Below are 19,915 nucleotides of genomic sequence, written 5' to 3' on the forward strand. Positions count from 1 at the left end.
CGATTTCTCGGGCGTACGGTGACGCGAGAGATGGTCGAGGTGTCGGACGACGTCCGGTTCGGGGCGGGTCGAGGGGTCGTTCGATCCGTATTCTCTGATCATGGCCGCACCGATCGCATATTCACTTATTGCCACTGACCTGGACGGAACGCTGCTCCGCGGCGACGACACCCTCTCCGACCGGTCACGGACCGCGCTGGCGGTGGCGGCCACGGCGGGGGCCCGGCACCTCGTGGTGACGGGGCGACCGGCGCCGCGCGTGCGGCCGTTGCTCGACGAACTGGGCGGTCAGGGGCTGGCGGTGTGCGGGCAGGGAGCGCAGTTGTACGACGCCGGGGCCGACCGCATGGTGTGGTCGGTGACCCTTGACCGGGAGCTGGCCGAAACGGCGCTCGGCAAGATCGAGGCCGAGGTCGGGGACGTGTACGCGGCCGTGGACCAGGATGGTGTCGACGGGCTCACGTTGATCGAACCGGGTTACGAGATGCCGCATCCGACGTTGCCGGCGGTGCGGGTTCTCCACCGCGACGACCTCTGGACACTGCCCATCAGCAAGGTGCTTCTGCGCCATCCGTGCCTGACGGATGACGAGTTGGCGTCGGCGGCCCGCGGAGCGGTCGGTTCCCTCGCCACCGTCACCATGTCCGGCCCCGGCACCGTCGAACTTCAGCCATGCGGAGTGACCAAGGCGACCGGCCTCGCACTCGCCGCCGCCCACCTCGGTCTCACCCGCACCACAACGATCGCCTTCGGTGACATGCCCAACGACATCCCCATGTTCGACTGGGCAACCCACGGCGTGGCGATGGCCAATGCCCATCCCGAACTCAAGGCGGTGGCCGACGAGGTGACCCTGTCGAACGAGGAGGACGGCATCGCGGTGGTATTGGAGCGGTTGTTCCGCTGACTCGCGGCCGTTACAGAAACAGCTCCTCCCGTGCGCGGGCGTACGCCCTGCCCCCCGCCCGGGCGATCTCCGAAGCGGTGGGAACGGAACCTTCCGTGCCGTGTGAGTCGTTGTCGTAGCAGGTCGCTGGGAACATACCGCCAGTGATCCGATAGTGCCTGGCCTGGACGGGCAGGCGCTCACTGTGATCGAAAGGCGACCGGATACGCTGACTTGAGTGCGAGCAGCGACACATCGACAAACACCTACAGCACACATGGCACACAAAACACAAACAGCACCCAACGCAACAACAGCAACAACAGCAGCAGCAAGAGCACGCAGAGACCGCCCTTGAGAGCGTCAGCAGACAGGAGACCCTCGTGACCGTCGTCGGGCCGTTCGGGCTGAGCGTGCGGGACCAGGCTCTCGAAGCCGATGTCCAGGCCGGACTGGCGGCTGTCGAGGAGGGCCTGCTCGAGGCCACCAAGAGCGAGGTCCCGTTCATCACGGAAGCCGCGCAGCACCTGGTGCGCGCGGGCGGCAAGCGGTTCCGGCCGCTGCTCGTGATGCTCGCCGCGCAGTTCGGGGACCCGTACGCGCCGGGTGTCGTGCCCTCCGCCGTGGTCGTGGAGCTGACCCACCTCGCCACGCTGTACCACGACGACGTGATGGACGAGGCGGACGTACGCCGCGGAGTGCCCAGCGCCAACACCCGCTGGGGCAACTCGGTAGCGGTGCTCACCGGCGATTTCCTGTTCGCGCGCGCCTCGCACATCCTGGCCGACCTCGGGCCGGAGGCCGTACGGATCCAGGCCGAGGCGTTCGAGCGCCTGGTCACCGGCCAGATTCTGGAGACGGCCGGACCACGCGACGGACGCGACCCGATCGACCACTACCTGGATGTGATCGGCGGCAAGACCGGCTCGCTGATCGCCGTGTCGGGACGGTTCGGCGCGATGATGTCGGGCGCCGACGAGACCGTGGTGGACGTGCTCACGCAGTACGGGGAGCGGCTCGGCGTCGCCTTCCAGCTCGCCGACGACGTACTGGACATCGCCAGCGATTCGCACGAGTCCGGCAAGACGCCGGGCACCGACCTGCGCGAGGGCATCCCCACCCTCCCCGTGCTGCGGCTGCGCGAGCGCGTGGAGCGGCTAGGGCTGGCCGACGACATCGCGTTGTCCGAACTGCTCGACTCGGACCTGACGGATGACGCCCGGCATGCCGAGGCACTTTCCCTCCTCCGCGCCCACCCGGCTTTGGAGCAGGCCCGCCGCGACACCGTTCGGTACGCCGAGGAGGCCCGCGCCGCACTGGTGCCGCTGCCGGAGTGCGGTGCGAAGGCAGCACTCGTGGAGCTGTGCGACGCGGTGGTGCACCGGGCGGGCTGACGCCGCCGCAGTCTCTGAACCAAGGGCCCGGACCAGACACACGAACCAGGACCCGATTCAGAGTGATGCACGTCACATAGTTGGATTGAGTCCAGACTCAGATCTACTCCGTATTCAAGCCCAGAAGCTGACGCAGGGGGCGTCAGCTGAATTACGGGGAGAAAACAGAATCATGGGGACATTCACTACGTCCGCGAAGCGCCGTAAGAGCCTGGTCATCTCCGGTGTCGCGGTGGCCGCCGCGGCCGGTGTCGCCGCCGCCGTCATCCCGGCGGTCGCGGACAGCGCGAACCAGGGCAACGGCAAGGGCAAGGGCGCGAACCACGCGCAGCACGGGGGCCAGTCCATCGAGGTGCAGAGCGGCCTCGCGGGCGGCAGTGGCAGCGGCGGCACCATCCTTGCCGCGAGCCTCAATGGCGCGAACGAGGTGCCGGTCCAGGGCGGCCCCGCCGTCGGCGACAAGGACGGCGCGGCGCTCCAGTTCGTGAAGGTCAAGGGCGACAAGGTGTCCGTCGCGGTCAAGTGGCGCGGCACCGACAAGCCGACCCTGCTCCACATCCACCAGGGCGCCAAGGGAGTCAACGGCGGCGTCAAGGTCGACTTCACCAAGCTGCTGGAGAAGGCCAAGGGTCGTACGGTCACCGGCACGGTCAAGGTCGAGGACACCGCCCTGCTCGACCAGCTGAAGTCCAACCCGGGTGGTTTCTACGCCAATCTGCACACCGCAGAGTTCCCGGGCGGAGCCGTCCGCGGCCAACTCCACAAGGTCACCACGGACTTCGACTTCAAGAACGCGCTGCACAACTTCCAGGCCTCCGTCATCAAGGGCAAGCAGATCTACGAGTGCAAGAAGGCGGACGACGGCACCACCGCCTTCGCGCAGCGTGATGTGCGTGCCGTACTCGGCGGTGGCATCGCGCACTCCTTCGTGAGGCCCAACTCCGGTACGCCGCAGTGGATCGCGCCGGACCGCAGCGCGGTCACCGGTGCGCTGATCTCCAAGACGCCGAACGGCGACAAGAACATCCCGGAGCTGGACCTCAAGGCCACTCAGTCCGGCAAGCACCGCGGGCTGTTGGCCGGTACGGCCGAGATCCTTCGGCTGAACACGGTGGGCGGGGTGGCTCCTGCCGGGGCCTGCGAGGAGGGGACCATCGTGGGTGTGCCTTACGGGGCGGACTACGTGTTCATCAACCGGTGACGACCGGCTGTTGACCCGGTGATCCACGGCCTGTTGAAGCGATGACCCACCGGCTCTGAACGGAATTACGGGCGGCGTCTTCCCGCACGACCCTTACGGGGTGGGGGAGGCGCCGCCCACTCGAGTCATACCGCAGCAGTACACGGAGTTGGCTCCGAGGTCTGACGCTTCTCGTCGGCCGATTTGGTCTGATTGGAAACACCACTTCACAGGAGTTCGGGTGACAATGGCGGCCGGGGTGGACGAGTGCAATGACGGTAAGCCGCCGCCGACGACGGAGGTAGGGCACACATGGCACCGTACGAATCCGACGACGACACGAACGAGGAGCTGCGGACCGGCCGGCGCAAGGCGGCGCGGTACGTCGTCCCCGTCGCGGTGATGGGGTTGGCGGCGGCGACCATCGGGCTGGTCCCGGCGTTCGCGGGCTCCGGCGACCCCGACCTGCCGGAGATCACCGCTGAGCAACTCATAGAGAAGATCGCCGCGTCCGACGTACAGCAGCTGTCCGGCACGGTGAAGGTCAGCACGAATCTGGGCCTGCCGGACCTCGGCGGCCTGGAGAGCAGCTTCGCTCCGGGTGGCGGCGGCGCCGGCGGTTCCGACGACGAGGGTTCCTCCGCCGATCCGTCGACCAAGCTCATGGAACTGGCGTCCGGTACGCATACGTTGCGTGTCGCCGCCGACGGCCCGGACAAGCACAAGGTGTCGCTGCTGGACAAGGCCGCCGAGTACAGCCTGATCCACAACGGCGACGAGGTGTGGGCGTACGACAGCGCGTCGAACGAGGCGTTCCACATGAAGGACGCCTCCGGTGCCGCCGAGGGCGAGGACAAGAAGGAAGAGGCGCCGAAGGACGTCCCGACCACGCCCAAGGAGATGGCCGACGAGGCGCTGAAGGCGGTCGATGACACGACGTCCGTGACCGTCGACGGCACGGCTCAGGTCGCGGGCCGCGATGCGTACAAGCTGGTCATCAAGCCGAAGCAGTCCGGTTCGACGATCGGTCAGATTTCGATAGCGGTGGACTCCAAGACCGGTATGCCGCTGAAGTTCACGCTGAGTCCGGCGAGCGGTGGCGCGGCCGTCGTGGACGCGGGCTTCACCAAGGTCGACTTCAGCAAGCCGGACGCGTCCACCTTCGACTTCAGCCCGCCGAAGGGCGCGAAGGTCACCGAGGGCGACGAAATGAAGGCCGAGGACCAGGCACGTCCGAAGGCCGAGGAGGACCTGGGCCAAGGGCTTGAAGGGTTCGAAGGGTTCGAAGGGCTCAAGACCATAGGCGAGGGCTGGACCACCATCGCCCGGTTCGACACCGGCGGCGAGGGCGTACCGTCGGCGTCCGGCGACGCCGGCAGCTTCCTCGACTCGCTGGGCACGAAGGTGAGCGGCAAGTTCGGCTCGGGCACGGTCTTCTCGACCCGACTGGTCAACGCGCTCATCACGGACGACGGCCAGGTGTACGCGGGCGCCGTCACGAAGGACGCACTGGTGAAGGCGGCCAACGCCGCCAAGTAACAGGGCAGAGAAGGACAGGGAGTTGGTGCCCGACCGGAGGGTTCTGGTCGGGCACCAACAGGGAGTTGAGGGAGTCGATGGCGGAACGGTCCACCGCGGAACCGGGCAGCGGGCCGGGACCTGGTCCGGAAACCGGGCCGGACACGGTGATCGCCACTCGTGCGCTCACCAAGCGCTACCGCGGCGGACAACTCGCCGTCGACGGCCTCGATCTGGCCGTCCCGGCGGGCAGCGTCTTCGGCTTCCTGGGGCCGAACGGCTCCGGCAAGACCACCACCATCAGAATGCTGATGGGCCTGATCGAGCCGACTTCGGGCACGGCGCGCGTCCTGGGACAGTCCATGCCCCGCGCCACCCGCACGGTGCTCCCGCAGGTGGGCGCGCTGATCGAGGGACCGGCTCTGTACGGATTCCTGTCCGGCCGCGACAACCTCCTGCGGTACGACTCCGCCGACCCGACCGCCGATCCCCGCACCCGGCGTACTCGCGTCGCGGCGGCCCTCGACCGGGTCGGACTGACGGCCGCCGCGAGCAAGAAGGCGAAGGCCTACTCCCTGGGCATGAAGCAGCGGCTGGGACTGGCGGCGGCACTGCTCCAGCCGCGCCGGCTGCTGGTCCTGGACGAGCCGACCAATGGGCTCGATCCACAGGGGATGCGCGAAATCCGTTCGCTGGTACGGGAGTTGGCGTCGGACGGTACGACCGTCTTCCTCTCCTCGCATCTGCTGGACGAGATCGAGCAGGTGTGCACGCATGCCGCGGTGATGGCGCAGGGGCGGCTGATCACCCAGGGGCCGGTGGCCGAGCTGGCTGCCGGCGCCCGTGGCCGCCTGGTCGTCACGACGCCGGATCCGGGCGACGCGGCCCGTGTACTGAAGGAGCAGGGCGTGGCCGACGTCGTCGTCACGGAGGACCGGGTGACCGGCGAGCCTCCGGACGACCGCGACCTCGCCGAGGTGAACGCGGCCCTGGTGTCGGCGGGCGTTCGCGTACGGGGCTTCGGGCTCGAAAGGGCTTCGCTGGAGGACGCGTTCGTGGCGCTTACGGGGGAGGGCTTCGATGTCGCGGGCTGAAGCATCTGGGGCTTCTGGAGTCTCGGAAGGCTCTCAAGCCTCAGGGATCTCTGAGGTTTCGGAGGTGACCGACGTCAGCGCCGGCTACGGCACCCGCGAGGTCGTCGGCGTGCGGAAGCCGAGTCCGCTGTGGACCGTCGGCCTGCTGCGCAACGAGCTGGTGACCACCCTGCGCCGGTGGCGGACGATCGCGCTGCTGGGCGTGCTGGCCGCGGTGCCGGTGCTCGTCGGGATCGCCGTGAAGATCGAGACGAGTGACGGCGGGGGTGGTGGCGGCGCGGGACCGGCGTTCGTCTCGCAGATCACCAACAACGGACTGTTCCTGGTGTTCACCGCGCTCGCCGCGACGCTGCCCTTCTTCCTGCCGATGGCGATCGGAGTGATCGCGGGGGATGCGATAGCGGGTGAGGCGAACGCAGGGACGCTTCGCTATCTGCTGGTCGCACCCGCGGGGCGTACGCGGCTGCTGCTCACGAAGTACGCGACCACGCTGGCGTTCTGTGTAGTGGCGACGCTTGTCGTGGCGGTGTCGGCACTGATCGTGGGCTCCCTGCTGTTCCCGCTCGGCGAGCTGACGACGATCTCCGGCACGCGGATCAGCTTCGGTGAAGGGCTGGGGCGGGCGTTTCTGATCGCGCTGACCGTCGCCGCCTCACTGATCGGGATAGCGGCGCTCGGCCTGTTCGTCTCGACGCTCACCGGCAGCGGCATAGCGGCGATGGCGACGACCGTGGGCCTGCTGATCACCATCCAGATCCTCGACCAGATACCCCAACTCCACGCGATACAGCCGTACTTCTTCTCGCACTACTGGCTGTCCTTCGCGGACCTGATGCGCGATCCGGTGTACTGGGACGATCTGCTCCGCAACCTCGGCCTTCAGGGCCTGTACGCGGCGGTGTTCGGCACTGCGGCGTGGGCGCGGTTCACGACGAAGGACATCACCGCCTGACCGATCACCGCCTGACCGATCACGGTCTGACCCATCGCCGCCCGACCGCTCGCCGCCTGGCCGGCGGCTTGTATGGGCGGGGCGCTCAGTGGACGCAGAATTCGTTGCCCTCCGGGTCCGTCATGATGACCCACTCGCCGCCTGGCTCCTTCACCTCGCGCACTACCGCAGCCCCCAGGTCCGTCAGTCGCGCGACCTCCGCCTCGCGTTGCCCGGGCTCGGCGTGTACGTCGATGTGCAGCCGGTTCTTGACGGTCTTCGGCTCCGGTACGCGCTGGAAGAGCAGGCGTCGGCCGAGACCCGTGCCGCTCTCCTTGTCGTACGGGTCCTGCGGGTGTCGTACGGCGACGAGATCGCGCCAGGCCTTGCGGCCGTGGGACTCGACGGTGATCTCGAGCGGTACGGCGCCGAAGCCCAGCAGGCGTTCGATGAGGACGCTGTTGTCCTCGACTTCGTAGCCGAGGGTGGCGGCCCAGAAGTCGGCCTGGGCGTGCGGGTCGGCGGCGTCGATGACGAGCTTCCAGTGGAGGGGCGTGGGCGGCTGAGTCATGGGTTGACGGTACGTCGGATGGGGGTTTCCCACGGGCTTTCGCCCCGCCGCATCTACCCTCTCCCACTCTCGGCCGCGTCATACGCCTGCCGGGCCGCCGCGATCTCCCCCTGGTGTACCGCCGCCGGAGCCATGCTGCTCGCCGCGTAGGCCGTCATACGACTCGAACACGGCCTGGACGGCTGGCAGCTGACGGCCGGGGCGGCAGTCGCCGCCGCACTCCTCGCCACCGCGTTCGTCGTCGTCGAACGCCGCAGCCCCGCGCCCCTCGTACGCCTGGGCATCCTGCGCAAGGCATCCGTCGTACGGGCCGATCTCGGCGCGCTGCTCTTCGTCGGTGCCTTCTTCGGCTTCCAGTTCGTCGTCACGCTCTATCTGCAGGAACTGCGCGGCTGGTCCTCGCTCCAGACGGCGATCGCCCTGGTGGTGATGGGCTGCGACGCGATCCTGGCGCCAGCTCACGTCCCGGCTGGTCAACCGGTTCGGCAACGGGCGGGTGATCCTCGGCGGCTTCGTCCTGGGGATCGTCGCGTACGGGCTCTTCCTGCCGGTCGGCATGGACTGGACGTACGCCGCGATGTTCCCCACTCTCCTCATCGCGGGCATCGCCTTCGCCCTGGCCTACGGTCCGCTCACCATCGCGGCGACGGACGGCGTCACGGAGTCCGAACAGGGCTTGGCGGGTGGCCTGTTGAATGCCGCGACCCAGTTCGGTTCGGCCTTCGGAATCTCGGCGGTGACGGCGGTGTACGGCCTGGCCTCCTCGGGTTCGGACCCGGCGTCCACCCTGTCCGCCTTCCGTACGGCACTGATCGTGCCCGTGGCGATGGTGACGCTGGGTGCGCTGATCTCGTCCTTCGGTCTGCGTGGCGGGCGAGGGAGGCGGGTGGCCGGAGCGACTGCCGAGGCGAGCTCCGATGTGAGCGCCAACGCGGCCCGGCAGACGGCGAGTTGAGGATGCGCGGGCACGCCACACAGCACGGTGCTCGCCGACATACTGTCCTTATGACGGACACCGCCGCCCCCTCCTCCACCTCGTCCACAGAGCGCACCTCGGTCGTCGTCGTCGGCGCCGGCCCCGCCGGTCTCACCGTCGCCAACATCCTGCGTGCCGCCTCCGTCGACTGTGTGGTGCTGGAGACGGAGAGCAGGGAGTTCATCGAACAGCGGCCCCGCGCGGGCTTCCTGGAGGAGTGGGCGGTGCGCGCCCTGGAGCGGCGCGGCCTCGCCGACCGGCTGCTGGAGAACGCCCAGGTGCACAGCGAATGCGAGTTCCGGTTCGCGGGGGAGCGGTACACGTTCCGGTACGGCGACATGTCCGGGCACCACCACTTCGCCTATCCCCAGCCGTTGTTGGTGACGGACCTGGTGCGCGTGTATGCGGACGAGCGGGGCGGTGACATCCGTTTCGGCGTACACGACGTGGAGCTGGGCGCCATCGACTCCGATCAGCCCTCGGTTTCGTACACGGATCCGGACACGGGCGGGCGCGTACGACTCGACTGCGCGGCCGTGGCGGGCTGCGACGGTGCGCGCGGCGTCACGCGGGCGTGCCTGCCGCCGGAGCACGTCGGCGTGGCCCGGCACGAGTACGGCATCGGCTGGCTGGCGCTGCTCGCCGAGGCGCCGCCGTCCAACGACTGCGTCGTCTTCGGTATCCATCCGCGGGGCTTCGCGGGGCATATGGCCCGCAGCCCGCAGGTCACCCGCTACTACCTGGAGTGCCCGCCCGGCGACGACCCCGAGAACTGGCCGCACGAACGCGTCTGGGCCGAGCTCCATGAGCGGCTCGCGGCGGACGGGGCCCAGCCGCTCACCGAAGGGCGGCTGATCGAGAAGCGGGTCCTGGACATGCACAACTACGTCGTGGAACCGATGGGGTACGGGCGGCTGTATCTGGCCGGCGACGCGGCTCACCTCCTGGCGCCGATCGGCGCGAAGGGCATGAACCTCGCGATCCACGATGCCCTGCTGCTCGGCGACGCGCTCACCGCGTACTGCGGCAAGGGCGACGAGAGCGGGCTCAGCGGTTACTCGGCGGCCTGTCTGGGGCGGGTGTGGCAGTACCAGGAGTTCTCGACGTGGCTGTCGGACATCTACCACGGCGCCTCGTCCGGTGACCCGTTCCGGGCGGGCATCACCGCGGCCCGGCTGCGGCGGACTCTCGCCTCGCCCACTGCCGCGGCCGGGTTCGCGGGGCTGTACATCGGCAAGGACGCCGATTACTGACCTCTAGAGCCGGGGGCTCGAGGTTGGCTTCTCGATCTCCGGGACGTCCGCGTCGACCCCTGCTGCCTGCAGAGTCAGCCTTGCCCGGTGTGACGTCCGCAGCGCGTCCCACGTCAGCAGCGACAGCGCGGCCCACACCAGCGCGAACCCGGCCCACCGCTCGGCGGGCATGGCCTCATGGAAGTACAGGACGCCGAGCAGGAACTGCAGCACCGGTGCCAGGTACTGGAGCAGTCCGAGCGTCGACAACGGTACGCGGATCGCCGCCGCCCCGAAGCAGACGAGCGGCGCCGCCGTCACCACACCGGTCGCGGCCAGCAGTGCCGCGTGCCCGGCGCCCTCGGCGCCGAACGCCATGTCGCCCTGCCCCGCCAGCCACAGCAGGTAGCCGAGCGCGGGCAGGAACTGGATCGCCGTCTCCGCGGCCAGCGACTCAAGACCGCCGAGGTTGACCTTCTTCTTCACCAGCCCGTACGTCGCGAAGGAGAAGGCGAGGCAGAGGGAGATCCACGGCGGCTGCCCGTACCCGATCGTCAGCACGAGGACGGCGGCGAAGCCGATGCCGACCGCTGCCCACTGTGCGGGCCGCAGCCGCTCCTTCAGGAGCAGGACGCCCATCGCGATGGTGACGAGCGGGTTGATGAAGTAGCCGAGGGACGCCTCGACCACGTGACCCGTGTTGACGGCCCAGATGTAGACACCCCAGTTGATGGTGATCACGGTGGCCGCGACCGTGATCAGGCCCAGTCTGCGCGGCTGCCGCAGCAGTTCACCGGCCCAGGCCCAGCGCCGTATCACCAGCAGCGCGATCGCGACGACGCCGAGTGACCACACCATGCGGTGGGCGAGGATCTCGACTGCTCCGGCGGGCTGGAGGAGCGGCCAGAAGAGGGGGACGAGTCCCCACATGCCGTACGCCGCGAAGCCGTTCAGCAGGCCTATCCGCCGCTCACCTCTGGACTCCACCGGCACGACCTCTCCCCTCTCGCACGGCTGCGAGCGCGCAGCCGTTCACGACGGTAGCGCCGAACACCCCCACCTGTCATGGCCGTATCCGCGATACGGTCATGACAAGCGGGGGTGAAGGCGACGAGGCTCGAGAGCGACGGGTGGAGTCGGACCTCGGGCGCCGTCGCCCTGGAGGAGGCTCGGGCGAGATCGATCAGGTCAGCCCTTGAGCGCCGTCGCGACCGAGTCCGCGATCGGGGTGGTCGGGCGGCCGGTCAGCCGGGACAGGTCGCCGCTGGTGACGACCAGCTCGCCCTTCTCGATGGACGCGTCCACGCCGGCGATGGTCGCGGCGAGCGGCTCGGGCAGGCCGACGCCGGTCAGGATGCCTGTGAAGACCTCGACGGATACGGGGCTGTACGCGATCTCCTTGCCGGACTGCTTGGCCACCTCGGCCGCGTACTCGGCGAAGCCCCAGGCGGTGTCGCCGCCCAGCTCGTACGTCTTGTTCTCGTGGCCCTCGCCCGTCAGCACGGCCACGGCGGCGGCCGCGTAGTCCGCGCGGGAGGCCGAGGAGACCTTGCCGTCGCCGGCGGCCTGGACGACGGCGCCGTGCTCGAGGACCTGGCCCAGGCTCTCGGTGTAGTTCTCGTTGTACCAGCCGTTGCGCAGCAGGGTGTACGTCACGCCGGACTCGAGGATCGCGGCCTCGGTGCCCCGGTGGTCGTCGGCCAGCGCCGCGGACAGGCTGCCGGGGGCGCTGGTGTACGCGAGGAGCGCGACTCCGGCGGCCTTGGCGGCTTCGAGGACGACCTTGTGCTGGCCCACGCGACCCTTGTCGAACTCGTTGCCGGAGATGAGGAGGACCTTGTCACCGGCGGAGAAAACGCTGTCGAAGGTCTCGGGAGCGTTGTAGTCGGCGATGGCCACCTTCACGCCGCGGGCCGCGAAGTCCGCGGCCTTCTCCTCGCTGCGGGCGACAGCCGTGATCTGGTCGGCCGGGACCTTCTCCAGCAGCCCTTCGATGACGAGACGGCCGAGGTGTCCGGTGGCTCCGGTGACGACAATGCTCATGATGTTGCAGCTCCTTGTGGTGTGGGTATGCACTAACCATAGGGGCTGCACTAACTCTCCGAAAGTACCCACTTTGAAGTAAGGTACTTGCATGGCCGTAAGTGATGCAGTTGTCACAACTCCCGTACCAGCCGGCAAATGGAACGTCGAGGGCGAGGCGATGTGCCCCCATCGCCTCGTGCTGGAGCACGTCACCAGCCGCTGGGGCGTCCTCGTCCTGATCCGGCTCCTGGACCGCCCGCACCGCTTCAGCGAGCTGCGCCGTGCCATCGGGCGCGTCAGCGAGAAGATGCTCACGCAGACGTTGCAGACCCTGGAGCGGGACGGGCTGGTCCACCGGGACGCGAAGCCGGTGATCCCACCGAGGGTGGACTACTCGCTGACGGACCTGGGCCGCGAGGCCGCCGAACAGGTGCGGGCGCTGGCCGACTGGACGTCGCACCGCATGGACGCGGTGCTGAAGGCGCGTGAGGAGTATGACGCGGCCAGGGAGTAGTTCCCTCCCCGACGAGTGACGTGAGGGCCTGGGCGCTGCTGTACGTCATGCACGTACAGCAGCGCCCAGGCCCTCAGGCCCGACTGCCGGTCAGCCCACGACAGTCCAGGTGTCCCCGCCCGCCAGCAGTGCTGCCAGGTCGCCCTTCCCGTTCTGCTCGATCGCCGTATCCAGCTGCTCAGACATCTGCGTGTCGTACACCGGCCGGTCCACCGAGCGGAAGACGCCGATCGGGGTGTGGTGCAACGTGTCCGGGTCGGCCAGGCGTGACAGGGCGAATGCCGTCGTGGGGGACGGGGAGTGCGCGTCGTGGACCAGGATCTGCGACTCGTTCTCCGGGGTGACGGTGGCGACCTTCAGGTCGCCCGTCAGCTGATCCCGTACGACACCCTTCGTGCTGTCCGTGCCGAAGCGGATCTGCTGGCCGTGCTGGAGGCGGATGACCGCCTCCTCGGCCTGCTGCTTGTCCTTGAGGGCCTCGAAGGCGCCGTCGTTGAAGATGTTGCAGTTCTGGTAGATCTCCACCAGCGCCGTGCCCGGGTGGGCAGCGGCGGCCCGCAGCACTTCCGTCAGGTGCTTGCGGTCGGAGTCCACGGTGCGCGCCACGAAGGACGCCTCCGCGCCGATGGCCAGCGAGACCGGGTTGAAGGGCGCGTCCAGCGAACCCATCGGCGTCGACTTCGTGATCTTGCCGACCTCGGAGGTCGGCGAGTACTGGCCCTTCGTGAGCCCGTAGATCCGGTTGTTGAAGAGAAGGATCTTCAGGTTGACGTTCCGGCGCAGGGCGTGGATCAGATGGTTGCCGCCGATGGACAGCGCGTCGCCGTCACCGGTCACCACCCAGACGGACAGGTCCCGCCGGGACGAGGCCAGGCCCGTCGCGATGGCGGGCGCGCGGCCGTGGATGGAGTGCATCCCGTAGGTGTTCATGTAGTACGGGAAGCGGGAGGAGCAGCCGATGCCGGAGACGAAGACGATGTTCTCCTTCGCCAGGCCGAGCTCGGGCATGAAGCCCTGCACGGCGGCGAGGATCGCGTAGTCACCGCAGCCGGGGCACCAACGCACTTCCTGATCGGACTTGAAGTCCTTCATGGACTGCTTGCCCTCGGCCTTGGGCACGAGAGAAAGCGCCTCGATCGTGTCCGCGCCTTCCGTGGTCGTCTCAGCCATCGATGGCCTCCTTGAGAGCCGTGGCGAGCTGCTCAGCCTTGAACGGCATACCGTTGACCTGGTTGTAGGAGTGCGCGTCCACCAGGTATTTCGCCCGGACGAGCGTGGCGAGCTGCCCGAGATTCATCTCGGGGATCACCACCTTGTTGTAACGCCCCAGCACCTCGCCGAGATTCCGCGGGAACGGGTTGAGATGGCGCAGATGGGCCTGCGCGATGCTCTCCCCGGCCGCCCGCAGCCGCCGTACCGCCGCGGTGATCGGCCCGTACGTCGACCCCCAGCCCAGTACGAGCATCTGCGCGCCGTGCGGGTCGTCGACCTCGATGTCCGGTACGTCGATGCCGTCGATCTTCGCCTGGCGCGTACGCACCATGAAGTCGTGGTTGGCCGGGTCGTACGAGATGTTGCCCGTACCGTCCTGCTTCTCGATGCCGCCGATACGGTGCTCCAGGCCGGGCGTGCCCGGGATCGCCCACGGGCGGGCGAGAGTCTGCGGGTCGCGGCGGTAGGGCCAGAAGACCTCGGTGCCGTCGTCCAGGGTGTGGTTGGGGCCCTGCGCGAACTGCGTGCGCAGATCCGGGAGTTCGTCGATGTCCGGGATGCGCCAGGGCTCGGATCCGTTGGCCAGGTAGCCGTCTGAGAGCAAGAAGACCGGGGTGCGGTAGGTGACCGCGATCCGGGCGGCTTCCATGGCAGCCTCGAAGCAGTCGGCGGGCGTGCGCGGGGCCACGACCGGGACCGGGGCCTCGCCGTTGCGGCCGTACATCGCCTGCAGCAGGTCCGCCTGCTCGGTCTTGGTCGGCAGGCCGGTGGACGGGCCGCCGCGCTGGATGTCGATGACGAGGAGAGGGAGTTCGAGGCTCACGGCCAGACCGATGGTCTCGCTCTTGAGGGCCACACCCGGACCGGATGTCGTGGTCACGGCGAGCGAGCCGCCGAAGGCCGCGCCCAGGGCTGCGCCGATGCCGGCGATCTCGTCCTCGGCCTGGAAGGTGCGTACGCCGAAGTTCTTGTGCTTGGACAGCTCGTGCAGGATGTCCGAGGCCGGTGTGATCGGGTACGAGCCCAGGTAGAGCGGCAGGTCGGCCTGGCGGGAGGCGGCGATCAGGCCGTACGAGAGGGCCAGGTTCCCGGAGATGTTCCGGTACGTACCGGTCGGGAACGCCTGCGAGGCCGGGGCGACCTCGTACGAGACCGCGAAGTCCTCGGTGGTCTCGCCGAAGTTCCAGCCCGCACGGAAGGCGGCGATGTTGGCTGCCGCGATGTCCGGCTTCTTGGCGAACTTCGACTTCAGGAACCTCTCGGTGCCCTCGGTGGGCCGGTGGTACATCCAGCTCAGCAGGCCCAGCGCGAACATGTTCTTGCTGCGCTCGGCCTCCTTGCGGGAGAGGTCGAACTCCTTGAGTGCCTCGACCGTCAGTGTGGTGAGGGGGACGGGGTGGACGTGGTAGCCGTCCAGAGAGCCGTCCTCCAGCGGGCTCGTCGCGTAGCCGACTTTGGTCATCGCCCGCTTGGTGAACTCGTCTGTGTTGACGATGATCTCGGCGCCGCGCGGCACATCGCCGATGTTGGCCTTCAGCGCGGCCGGGTTCATCGCCACGAGTACGTTCGGCGCGTCGCCCGGCGTGAGGATGTCGTGGTCGGCGAAGTGCAGCTGGAAGGACGAGACGCCCGGCAGGGTTCCGGCAGGGGCACGGATCTCGGCGGGGAAGTTCGGCAGTGTCGACAGGTCGTTGCCGAAGGACGCCGTCTCCGAGGTGAAGCGGTCGCCGGTGAGCTGCATACCGTCACCCGAGTCCCCCGCGAACCGAATGATCACCCGGTCGAGGCGGCGTACGTCCTTCGCGCCCGCGCCCGCCGGTCTGCGCTGTTCTCCTACGACGGCTCCGTCGGCCTGTTCGGTTGGACTGACCTGGCTGGTCACTGAACTGGACCTCCCTCGAGGCGGCTGTCTGGGAACGACCTGCCCGCAAGCGCTCCCACCCTTCAACCCTACGTCTGTAAGGGTCGCCTTCCCTCGGCCATTCGCATGATGGACACCACCTTGAGACCGTATGACGCCCCGATTTGCCACGACTTATTCACCCTCTGGCCTCTATGTCTGAGGACGCTCATGGCTCGTCCTTTGGTTCTAGGAGGTGGTTCCAGTGGTTCCCGGACTTCTGCTGAGGAGGGTTCTCCCGGGCGATCGCGGCCTTCATCAGTTCGGGTCGCGCCGCTTCCGAGGCCGGGTGGGCCCCGATCATCGGCTCGGGTGGGGTCGGATCACGAGTTCAGGTAGGTCAGGACCGCCAGGACGCGTCGGTGGTCGCCGTCGCTCTGGGACAGGCCGAGCTTCAGGAAGATGTTGCTGACGTGCTTCTCCACGGCGCCGTCGCTGACGACCAGCTGCCGGGCGATCGCGGAGTTCGTCCGCCCCTCGGCCATGAGTCCCAGGACCTCTCTCTCGCGGGGGGTGAGTCCCGCGAGTACGTCCTGCTTCCGGCTGCGGCCGAGCAGCTGGGCCACCACCTCGGGGTCGAGCGCCGTGCCTCCCCGGGCCACGCGTACCACCGCGTCGACGAATTCACGTACCTCCGCTACCCGGTCCTTGAGCAGGTAGCCGACGCCGTGGCTGGAGCCGGCGAGGAGTTCTGTGGCGTACTGCTCCTCCACATACTGCGACAACACGAGTACGCCGAGTCCCGGGTGGTTTTTGCGGAGCTGCACCGCGGCCTTGACGCCTTCGTCGGTGTGGGTGGGCGGCATGCGTACGTCCGCGACGACGACGTCCGGCAGTGTGTCCTGGGCTGCCAGTTCGGTGATGGTCTTGATCAGCGCTTCGCCGTCGCCCACTCCGGCGACGACCTCGTGCCCCCGGTCGGTCAGCAGCCGGGTCAGGCCCTCCCTGAGCAGCACTGAATCCTCGGCGATGACCACTTGCACCCTGTCCTCCACGATCTTGGCCCCCCAGCCTGGCGCAGGCTTGCGCGTAAGGGGTCCAGCATTTCACCTCCGGCGGTTGGGCGGGGTGGGTTCGCGGGTCGGCGCGGGTTCGTTGTGGCTGGTCGCGCCCCGCGGCGGAGCCGCTAATGTCACAGCCCCGAGCCCCTGGGTGGTCGGTGGGTCGGGGCCGTGGGCCGGTGCGTCAGCCCGTCGTCAACAGGGCATAGAGCCCTGTGCTGATACAGGGCGGCAGGTGGCCTGAGACAGAACCTGCGCGACGGCATACGCCGCACCGGCCCACGTCCCCTCCCGCCGTTGGGATTTCGATTCAGGGGCGCGGGGAACTGCGCGACAAGCCACGATGCACCCGCAGTCGCCAATGAACCGAACCCACCCCTCGAGTAGGCGCCCCCGCTTAACCGCCGGAGGCAACCCGCCAGGGCAGCTCCGCCGTGATGCGGGTCGGGCCGGCGACCGGGGAGTCGACGACGAGGATGCCGTCGACCGCGTCGAGGCGTTCGGCGAGGCCCGCGAGACCGGAGCCGGCGGAGGCGTCCGCACCGCCTATGCCGTTGTCGACGACCTGAAGCATCAGGCGATTCTCGACGCGCCAGACGTCGACGTACGCCCGCGTCGCCCGCGAGTGCTTGCTGACGTTCTGGAGAAGCTCGGATGCGGTGAAGTACGCGATGCCCTCGATGGCGGGCGCCGGCCGGGACGGCAGGTCCACCTCGACCTGAACCGGCACCGTGCAGCGCGAGGCCACCGCGGACAGCGCGGCATCGAGCCCCCGGTCGGTGAGGACGGCGGGATGGATGCCACGAGCCAGGTCCCGCAGTTCCTGGAGCGCCGTCTTCACCTCACCATGCGCCTCGCCCACCATCCGCGCCGCCGCCTCCGGATCCTCCGTCAGCTTCTCCTTGGCCAGCCCCAGGTCCATGGCCAGCGCGACCAGCCGCGCCTGCGCCCCGTCGTGCAGATCCCGCTCGATACGCCGCAGGTCGGCGGCAGCCGTGTCGATGACGACACCGCGGTCCGACTCCAGCTCCACGACCCGCGTCGCCAGCCGCGAAGGCCCGAGCAGCCCGTGCACCAGCAGCCGGTCCACCAGCGTCAGCGCCCGTACGATCCACGGCGTGGCCAGTGTGAGCAACAGCCCCAGCAGAGCGGTGACGGTGACCTCGAAGGGGTTGTCCAGGTAGATCCGGTGCGCTTCGTCCCCGTAGAGCTGAAGCCCGCCCTGACCGCCGTACACCGGAAAGACCCAGAACCACAGCGGATACGTCAGCATTGCCCAGCCGTACGCCCAGAAGCTGATCGCCACCGCAAACGCGAACACGGCCCACGGGAAGTGCAGCACCGCGTAGAGCAGATGCCGCCAGGACGCTCCGCTCTTGAGCATCGCGCCCATCCACGCCATGGGGCCCTGCTTCCGGACCCGCAACGGCTCCGGCGCCGCGACCTCCAGACCCAGCAGCCCGCGTGCCCGCGCACGCTCCAGCGCGCCGAATCCTCGGCAGCCGGCCAGCGCCGCCGCAAGCACGGGAATGCCGAGGAAGGTGATCAGCAGGCCCGCGCCCAGCGACACCATCGTCACGGCGAAGGCGAACATCAGGATGCCGACCGGCAGGCTCAGCATCAGATAGCCGAATTCTTTCCAGCTGCGCGCCTCGATCGGCGCCCGCAGCGCGGCCGGGAGCCGGTGCCGCCGCCCCTCGACGCCCTCCCCGAGGAACCCGGGCCCAGCGTTTCGCCCGTAGCCCTGTCCGTACTCCGTCGCCATGGCCGCCGTCCGTTTCTACTAGGTCCTTACTCGGTCCAGTTGTCCGATGTCGTAGTTCCACACTGCTCGGTGCAAGGTCCGCGGACCATGGAGTACGTCGGCGTCTTGAGGCGGGGGTTTTCCCTACCTCTGGGCCGCCTCGGGAGTACGCGGGGTGGTGCAAGTGGTGGGGTGGCGCCTCGGATCGCGGCGGGGTGACATGGGGCACAGCACGGCCGGGGCAAGTGGCTGTACGCCCGGAAGGGCCGCACGGAGGCGCGTACGAGACGAAGGGCCCATGAGAGGAAGGGCCGTACGACCCGCAGCCGTACGCCTACCCTCGCGCCGGCTCCTCCGTCCGGTCCCGCCACGGGAGTTCCGCAGTGATCGTTGTCGGGCCGCCTACGGGCGACTCGATGACGAACAGGCCGTCGACCGCGCCGAGCCGGTCCGCGAGGCCCGCCATTCCCGTGCCGCCGTCGAGTGAGGCGCCGCCGCGGCCGTCGTCCCAGACCTGTATGAGCAGGCGGTTGTCCGACCGCCAGACGTCTACGGAGGCGGACCTCGCCCCGCTGTGTTTGCTGACGTTCTGGAGGAGCTCGGAGACTGTGAAGTACGCGATGCCCTCGATGGCCGCGGCGGGACGCATCGGCAAGTCGGCCGTCACCTTGACGGGGACCGTGCAGCGGGAGGCCACCGCGGACAGGGCGGCGTCGAGTCCGCGGTCGGTGAGGACGGCGGGATGGATCCCCCGGGCCAGGTCGCGCAGTTCCTGGAGCGCCATCTTCACCTCGCCGTGCGCCTCCTCGACCATCGATGCCGCGGTGTCGGGGTCCTCCAGGAGCTTCTCCTTGGCCAGACCTAGCCCCATCGCGAGGTTGACAAGGCGCGCCTGCGCCCCGTCGTGCAGATCCCGCTCGATGCGCCGCAGGTCGGCCGCGGCCGTGTCGACGACCACACCCCGGTCCGACTCCAACTCGGCTATACGCCGCTCCAGTTCGTCGGAGGGCGACAGCAGCCCGCGGACCATCGCCCGGTCCGCGTTCGCGAGCCCGCGCGCGATGAACGGCAACACCGGCCACAGCACGAACAGCGAGGTCAGCGTGATGGTGAAGGTGAGGATGCCCCAGGGCAGCCGCATGAAGTCGTACAGCACCGTCCGCCAGCCGACCGGGTCCCGCAACGCCATCCACAGTCTGGAGAGGAACCCGCTCTGGCCGTGGAACGGCAGCGGACTCGGCTCCTCCACCCGTACCCCGAGCAGAGCCCTGGCCCGGCCCCGCTCAAGCCGGCCCAGCAGACGCGCGCCCATCAGCCCGCCCGCGAGCAGCGGAAGACCGACCACCGTCAGGCTCAGAAAGGCACCGGTGGACAACACCGTCACCACGTACGTGAAACCGACCAGCGACACCGGCAGGTTCGCCAGGAGATGCGCGATCTCCTTCCAGGTGTGCCGGTCATAGGCGAAGCGCGCGGGTGGCGGGCGGTCGCCGCCGCCCCGGGTGTCGGTGGCGAGGATGGATTCGGTCATAACCGCTAGCGTGCCGGGCCGCGCGCCGGAGCGCCATGAGGTGAACTGCCGGGATTCCCTGGGGAAAACCCCACCTTTCGGCCCGCCCTCGGACCCGCCCTCGGACCCGCCCTCGGACCCGCCCTCGGACCCGCCCTCGGGGCGGCCGTGGCACATCCGCGGGTGGCTGTCGGGTGCCTTTCGCCATCCAGCGGGTGCCTGCGGGG

18 protein-coding genes are annotated in these 19,915 nt (G+C 68.9%); 9 read left to right on the forward strand and 9 right to left on the reverse strand.

The features are described from left to right. The first annotated feature begins 100 nt into the window (after positions 1–100). From ACFYO0_RS29330 to ACFYO0_RS29355, 6 genes are all read left to right on the forward strand, one after another. On the forward strand, positions 101–907 hold the full coding sequence (locus ACFYO0_RS29330) for a Cof-type HAD-IIB family hydrolase (RefSeq protein ID WP_388682007.1): 807 nt from the start codon (positions 101–103) through the stop codon (positions 905–907). A 362-nt stretch (positions 908–1,269) separates the two neighbouring features. Then, positions 1,270–2,280 carry a polyprenyl synthetase family protein gene (locus tag ACFYO0_RS29335; protein ID WP_388682010.1) on the forward strand — a complete coding sequence of 337 codons (1,011 nt, stop codon included), beginning with the start codon at positions 1,270–1,272 and terminating at the stop codon, positions 2,278–2,280. Between the two features lie 172 nt (positions 2,281–2,452). After that, positions 2,453–3,481 (forward strand): CHRD domain-containing protein, encoded by a 1,029-nt coding sequence (locus ACFYO0_RS29340; protein ID WP_388682014.1) that lies wholly within the window; start codon positions 2,453–2,455, stop codon positions 3,479–3,481. A 291-nt stretch (positions 3,482–3,772) separates the two neighbouring features. After that, a complete protein-coding gene (locus tag ACFYO0_RS29345) occupies positions 3,773–4,999 on the forward strand; it encodes an outer membrane lipoprotein carrier protein LolA (protein WP_388682018.1) in 1,227 nt (408 codons plus the stop codon). A 77-nt stretch (positions 5,000–5,076) separates the two neighbouring features. After that, positions 5,077–6,072, forward strand: coding sequence for an ABC transporter ATP-binding protein (locus tag ACFYO0_RS29350; protein WP_388682020.1), 996 nt, complete (start codon positions 5,077–5,079; stop codon positions 6,070–6,072). After that, positions 6,059–7,024, forward strand: coding sequence for an ABC transporter permease (locus ACFYO0_RS29355; RefSeq protein WP_388682023.1), 966 nt, complete (start codon positions 6,059–6,061; stop codon positions 7,022–7,024). Before ACFYO0_RS29350 ends, ACFYO0_RS29355 begins: the two co-directional genes overlap by 14 nt. An 85-nt stretch (positions 7,025–7,109) precedes the next feature. Here the strand turns inward: ACFYO0_RS29355 and ACFYO0_RS29360 are convergent, their stop codons facing one another. Together ACFYO0_RS29360 and ACFYO0_RS29365 are read right to left on the reverse strand one after the other, a co-directional pair. Then, positions 7,110–7,574 (reverse strand): VOC family protein, encoded by a 465-nt coding sequence (locus tag ACFYO0_RS29360; protein ID WP_388682026.1) that lies wholly within the window; start codon positions 7,572–7,574, stop codon positions 7,110–7,112. A gap of 78 nt (positions 7,575–7,652) precedes the next feature. Next, positions 7,653–8,036 carry a hypothetical protein gene (locus tag ACFYO0_RS29365; RefSeq protein ID WP_388682029.1) on the reverse strand — a complete coding sequence of 128 codons (384 nt, stop codon included), beginning with the start codon at positions 8,034–8,036 and terminating at the stop codon, positions 7,653–7,655. A gap of 34 nt (positions 8,037–8,070) precedes the next feature. On the opposite strand from ACFYO0_RS29365, the gene ACFYO0_RS29370 reads away from it, so the two are divergent. Both ACFYO0_RS29370 and ACFYO0_RS29375 read left to right on the forward strand, forming a co-directional pair. Further along, complete coding sequence (locus ACFYO0_RS29370) at positions 8,071–8,529, forward strand: hypothetical protein (RefSeq protein WP_388682031.1); 459 nt, start codon at positions 8,071–8,073, stop codon at positions 8,527–8,529. Positions 8,530–8,579: 50 nt separating this feature from the next. Continuing rightward, positions 8,580–9,803 carry a 4-hydroxybenzoate 3-monooxygenase gene (locus ACFYO0_RS29375; RefSeq protein WP_388682034.1) on the forward strand — a complete coding sequence of 408 codons (1,224 nt, stop codon included), beginning with the start codon at positions 8,580–8,582 and terminating at the stop codon, positions 9,801–9,803. 3 nt (positions 9,804–9,806) lie between these two features. Here the strand turns inward: ACFYO0_RS29375 and rarD are convergent, their stop codons facing one another. Next, on the reverse strand, positions 9,807–10,769 hold the full coding sequence (gene rarD / locus ACFYO0_RS29380) for an EamA family transporter RarD (RefSeq protein WP_388682273.1): 963 nt from the start codon (positions 10,767–10,769) through the stop codon (positions 9,807–9,809). Between the two features lie 201 nt (positions 10,770–10,970). Further along, positions 10,971–11,825 (reverse strand): SDR family oxidoreductase, encoded by an 855-nt coding sequence (locus tag ACFYO0_RS29385; protein ID WP_388682037.1) that lies wholly within the window; start codon positions 11,823–11,825, stop codon positions 10,971–10,973. Between the two features lie 91 nt (positions 11,826–11,916). Here ACFYO0_RS29385 and ACFYO0_RS29390 point away from each other — a divergent pair, with 91 nt between their 5' ends. Then, positions 11,917–12,321 carry a winged helix-turn-helix transcriptional regulator gene (locus tag ACFYO0_RS29390; protein ID WP_388682041.1) on the forward strand — a complete coding sequence of 135 codons (405 nt, stop codon included), beginning with the start codon at positions 11,917–11,919 and terminating at the stop codon, positions 12,319–12,321. 90 nt (positions 12,322–12,411) lie between these two features. Here ACFYO0_RS29390 and ACFYO0_RS29395 read toward each other — a convergent pair whose 3' ends face one another. The 5 genes from ACFYO0_RS29395 to ACFYO0_RS29415 all read right to left on the reverse strand — a co-directional run bounded on the left by ACFYO0_RS29395 (position 12,412) and on the right by ACFYO0_RS29415 (position 19,709). Beyond that, positions 12,412–13,491, reverse strand: a complete 1,080-nt coding sequence (locus ACFYO0_RS29395; RefSeq protein WP_388682044.1) for a 2-oxoacid:ferredoxin oxidoreductase subunit beta — start codon at positions 13,489–13,491, stop codon at positions 12,412–12,414. Then, a complete protein-coding gene (locus tag ACFYO0_RS29400) occupies positions 13,484–15,415 on the reverse strand; it encodes a 2-oxoacid:acceptor oxidoreductase subunit alpha (RefSeq protein ID WP_388682047.1) in 1,932 nt (643 codons plus the stop codon). The genes ACFYO0_RS29395 and ACFYO0_RS29400 overlap by 8 nt, the downstream gene beginning before the upstream one ends. A 341-nt stretch (positions 15,416–15,756) precedes the next feature. Continuing rightward, positions 15,757–16,428: a response regulator gene (locus tag ACFYO0_RS29405; RefSeq protein WP_388682050.1), complete on the reverse strand. Its 672-nt coding sequence runs from the start codon at positions 16,426–16,428 to the stop codon at positions 15,757–15,759. Between the two features lie 403 nt (positions 16,429–16,831). Beyond that, positions 16,832–18,199, reverse strand: a complete 1,368-nt coding sequence (locus tag ACFYO0_RS29410; RefSeq protein ID WP_388682053.1) for a sensor histidine kinase — start codon at positions 18,197–18,199, stop codon at positions 16,832–16,834. Between the two features lie 313 nt (positions 18,200–18,512). Next, positions 18,513–19,709 carry a sensor histidine kinase gene (locus ACFYO0_RS29415; RefSeq protein ID WP_388682056.1) on the reverse strand — a complete coding sequence of 399 codons (1,197 nt, stop codon included), beginning with the start codon at positions 19,707–19,709 and terminating at the stop codon, positions 18,513–18,515. Between the last annotated feature and the right edge of the window lie 206 nt (positions 19,710–19,915).

The organism is Streptomyces sp. NPDC006365 (genome assembly GCF_042870755.1).
GTDB classification, from domain to species: domain Bacteria; phylum Actinomycetota; class Actinomycetes; order Streptomycetales; family Streptomycetaceae; genus Streptomyces; species Streptomyces xiangluensis.

Excerpts from the sequence above, each read along its gene's own strand:
- ACFYO0_RS29330 (WP_388682007.1), top strand. The coding sequence starts at position 101 with ATGGCCGCACCGATCGCATATTCACTTATTGCCACTGACCTGGACGGA.
- ACFYO0_RS29340 (WP_388682014.1), top strand. The coding sequence starts at position 2,453 with ATGGGGACATTCACTACGTCCGCGAAGCGCCGTAAGAGCCTGGTCATC.
- ACFYO0_RS29345 (WP_388682018.1), top strand. The coding sequence starts at position 3,773 with ATGGCACCGTACGAATCCGACGACGACACGAACGAGGAGCTGCGGACC.
- ACFYO0_RS29350 (WP_388682020.1), top strand. The coding sequence starts at position 5,077 with ATGGCGGAACGGTCCACCGCGGAACCGGGCAGCGGGCCGGGACCTGGT.
- ACFYO0_RS29355 (WP_388682023.1), top strand. The coding sequence starts at position 6,059 with ATGTCGCGGGCTGAAGCATCTGGGGCTTCTGGAGTCTCGGAAGGCTCT.
- ACFYO0_RS29360 (WP_388682026.1), bottom strand. The coding sequence starts at position 7,574 with ATGACTCAGCCGCCCACGCCCCTCCACTGGAAGCTCGTCATCGACGCC.
- ACFYO0_RS29375 (WP_388682034.1), top strand. The coding sequence starts at position 8,580 with ATGACGGACACCGCCGCCCCCTCCTCCACCTCGTCCACAGAGCGCACC.
- ACFYO0_RS29385 (WP_388682037.1), bottom strand. The coding sequence starts at position 11,825 with ATGAGCATTGTCGTCACCGGAGCCACCGGACACCTCGGCCGTCTCGTC.
- ACFYO0_RS29390 (WP_388682041.1), top strand. The coding sequence starts at position 11,917 with ATGGCCGTAAGTGATGCAGTTGTCACAACTCCCGTACCAGCCGGCAAA.
- ACFYO0_RS29395 (WP_388682044.1), bottom strand. The coding sequence starts at position 13,491 with ATGGCTGAGACGACCACGGAAGGCGCGGACACGATCGAGGCGCTTTCT.
- ACFYO0_RS29410 (WP_388682053.1), bottom strand. The coding sequence starts at position 18,199 with ATGGCGACGGAGTACGGACAGGGCTACGGGCGAAACGCTGGGCCCGGG.
- ACFYO0_RS29415 (WP_388682056.1), bottom strand. The coding sequence starts at position 19,709 with ATGACCGAATCCATCCTCGCCACCGACACCCGGGGCGGCGGCGACCGC.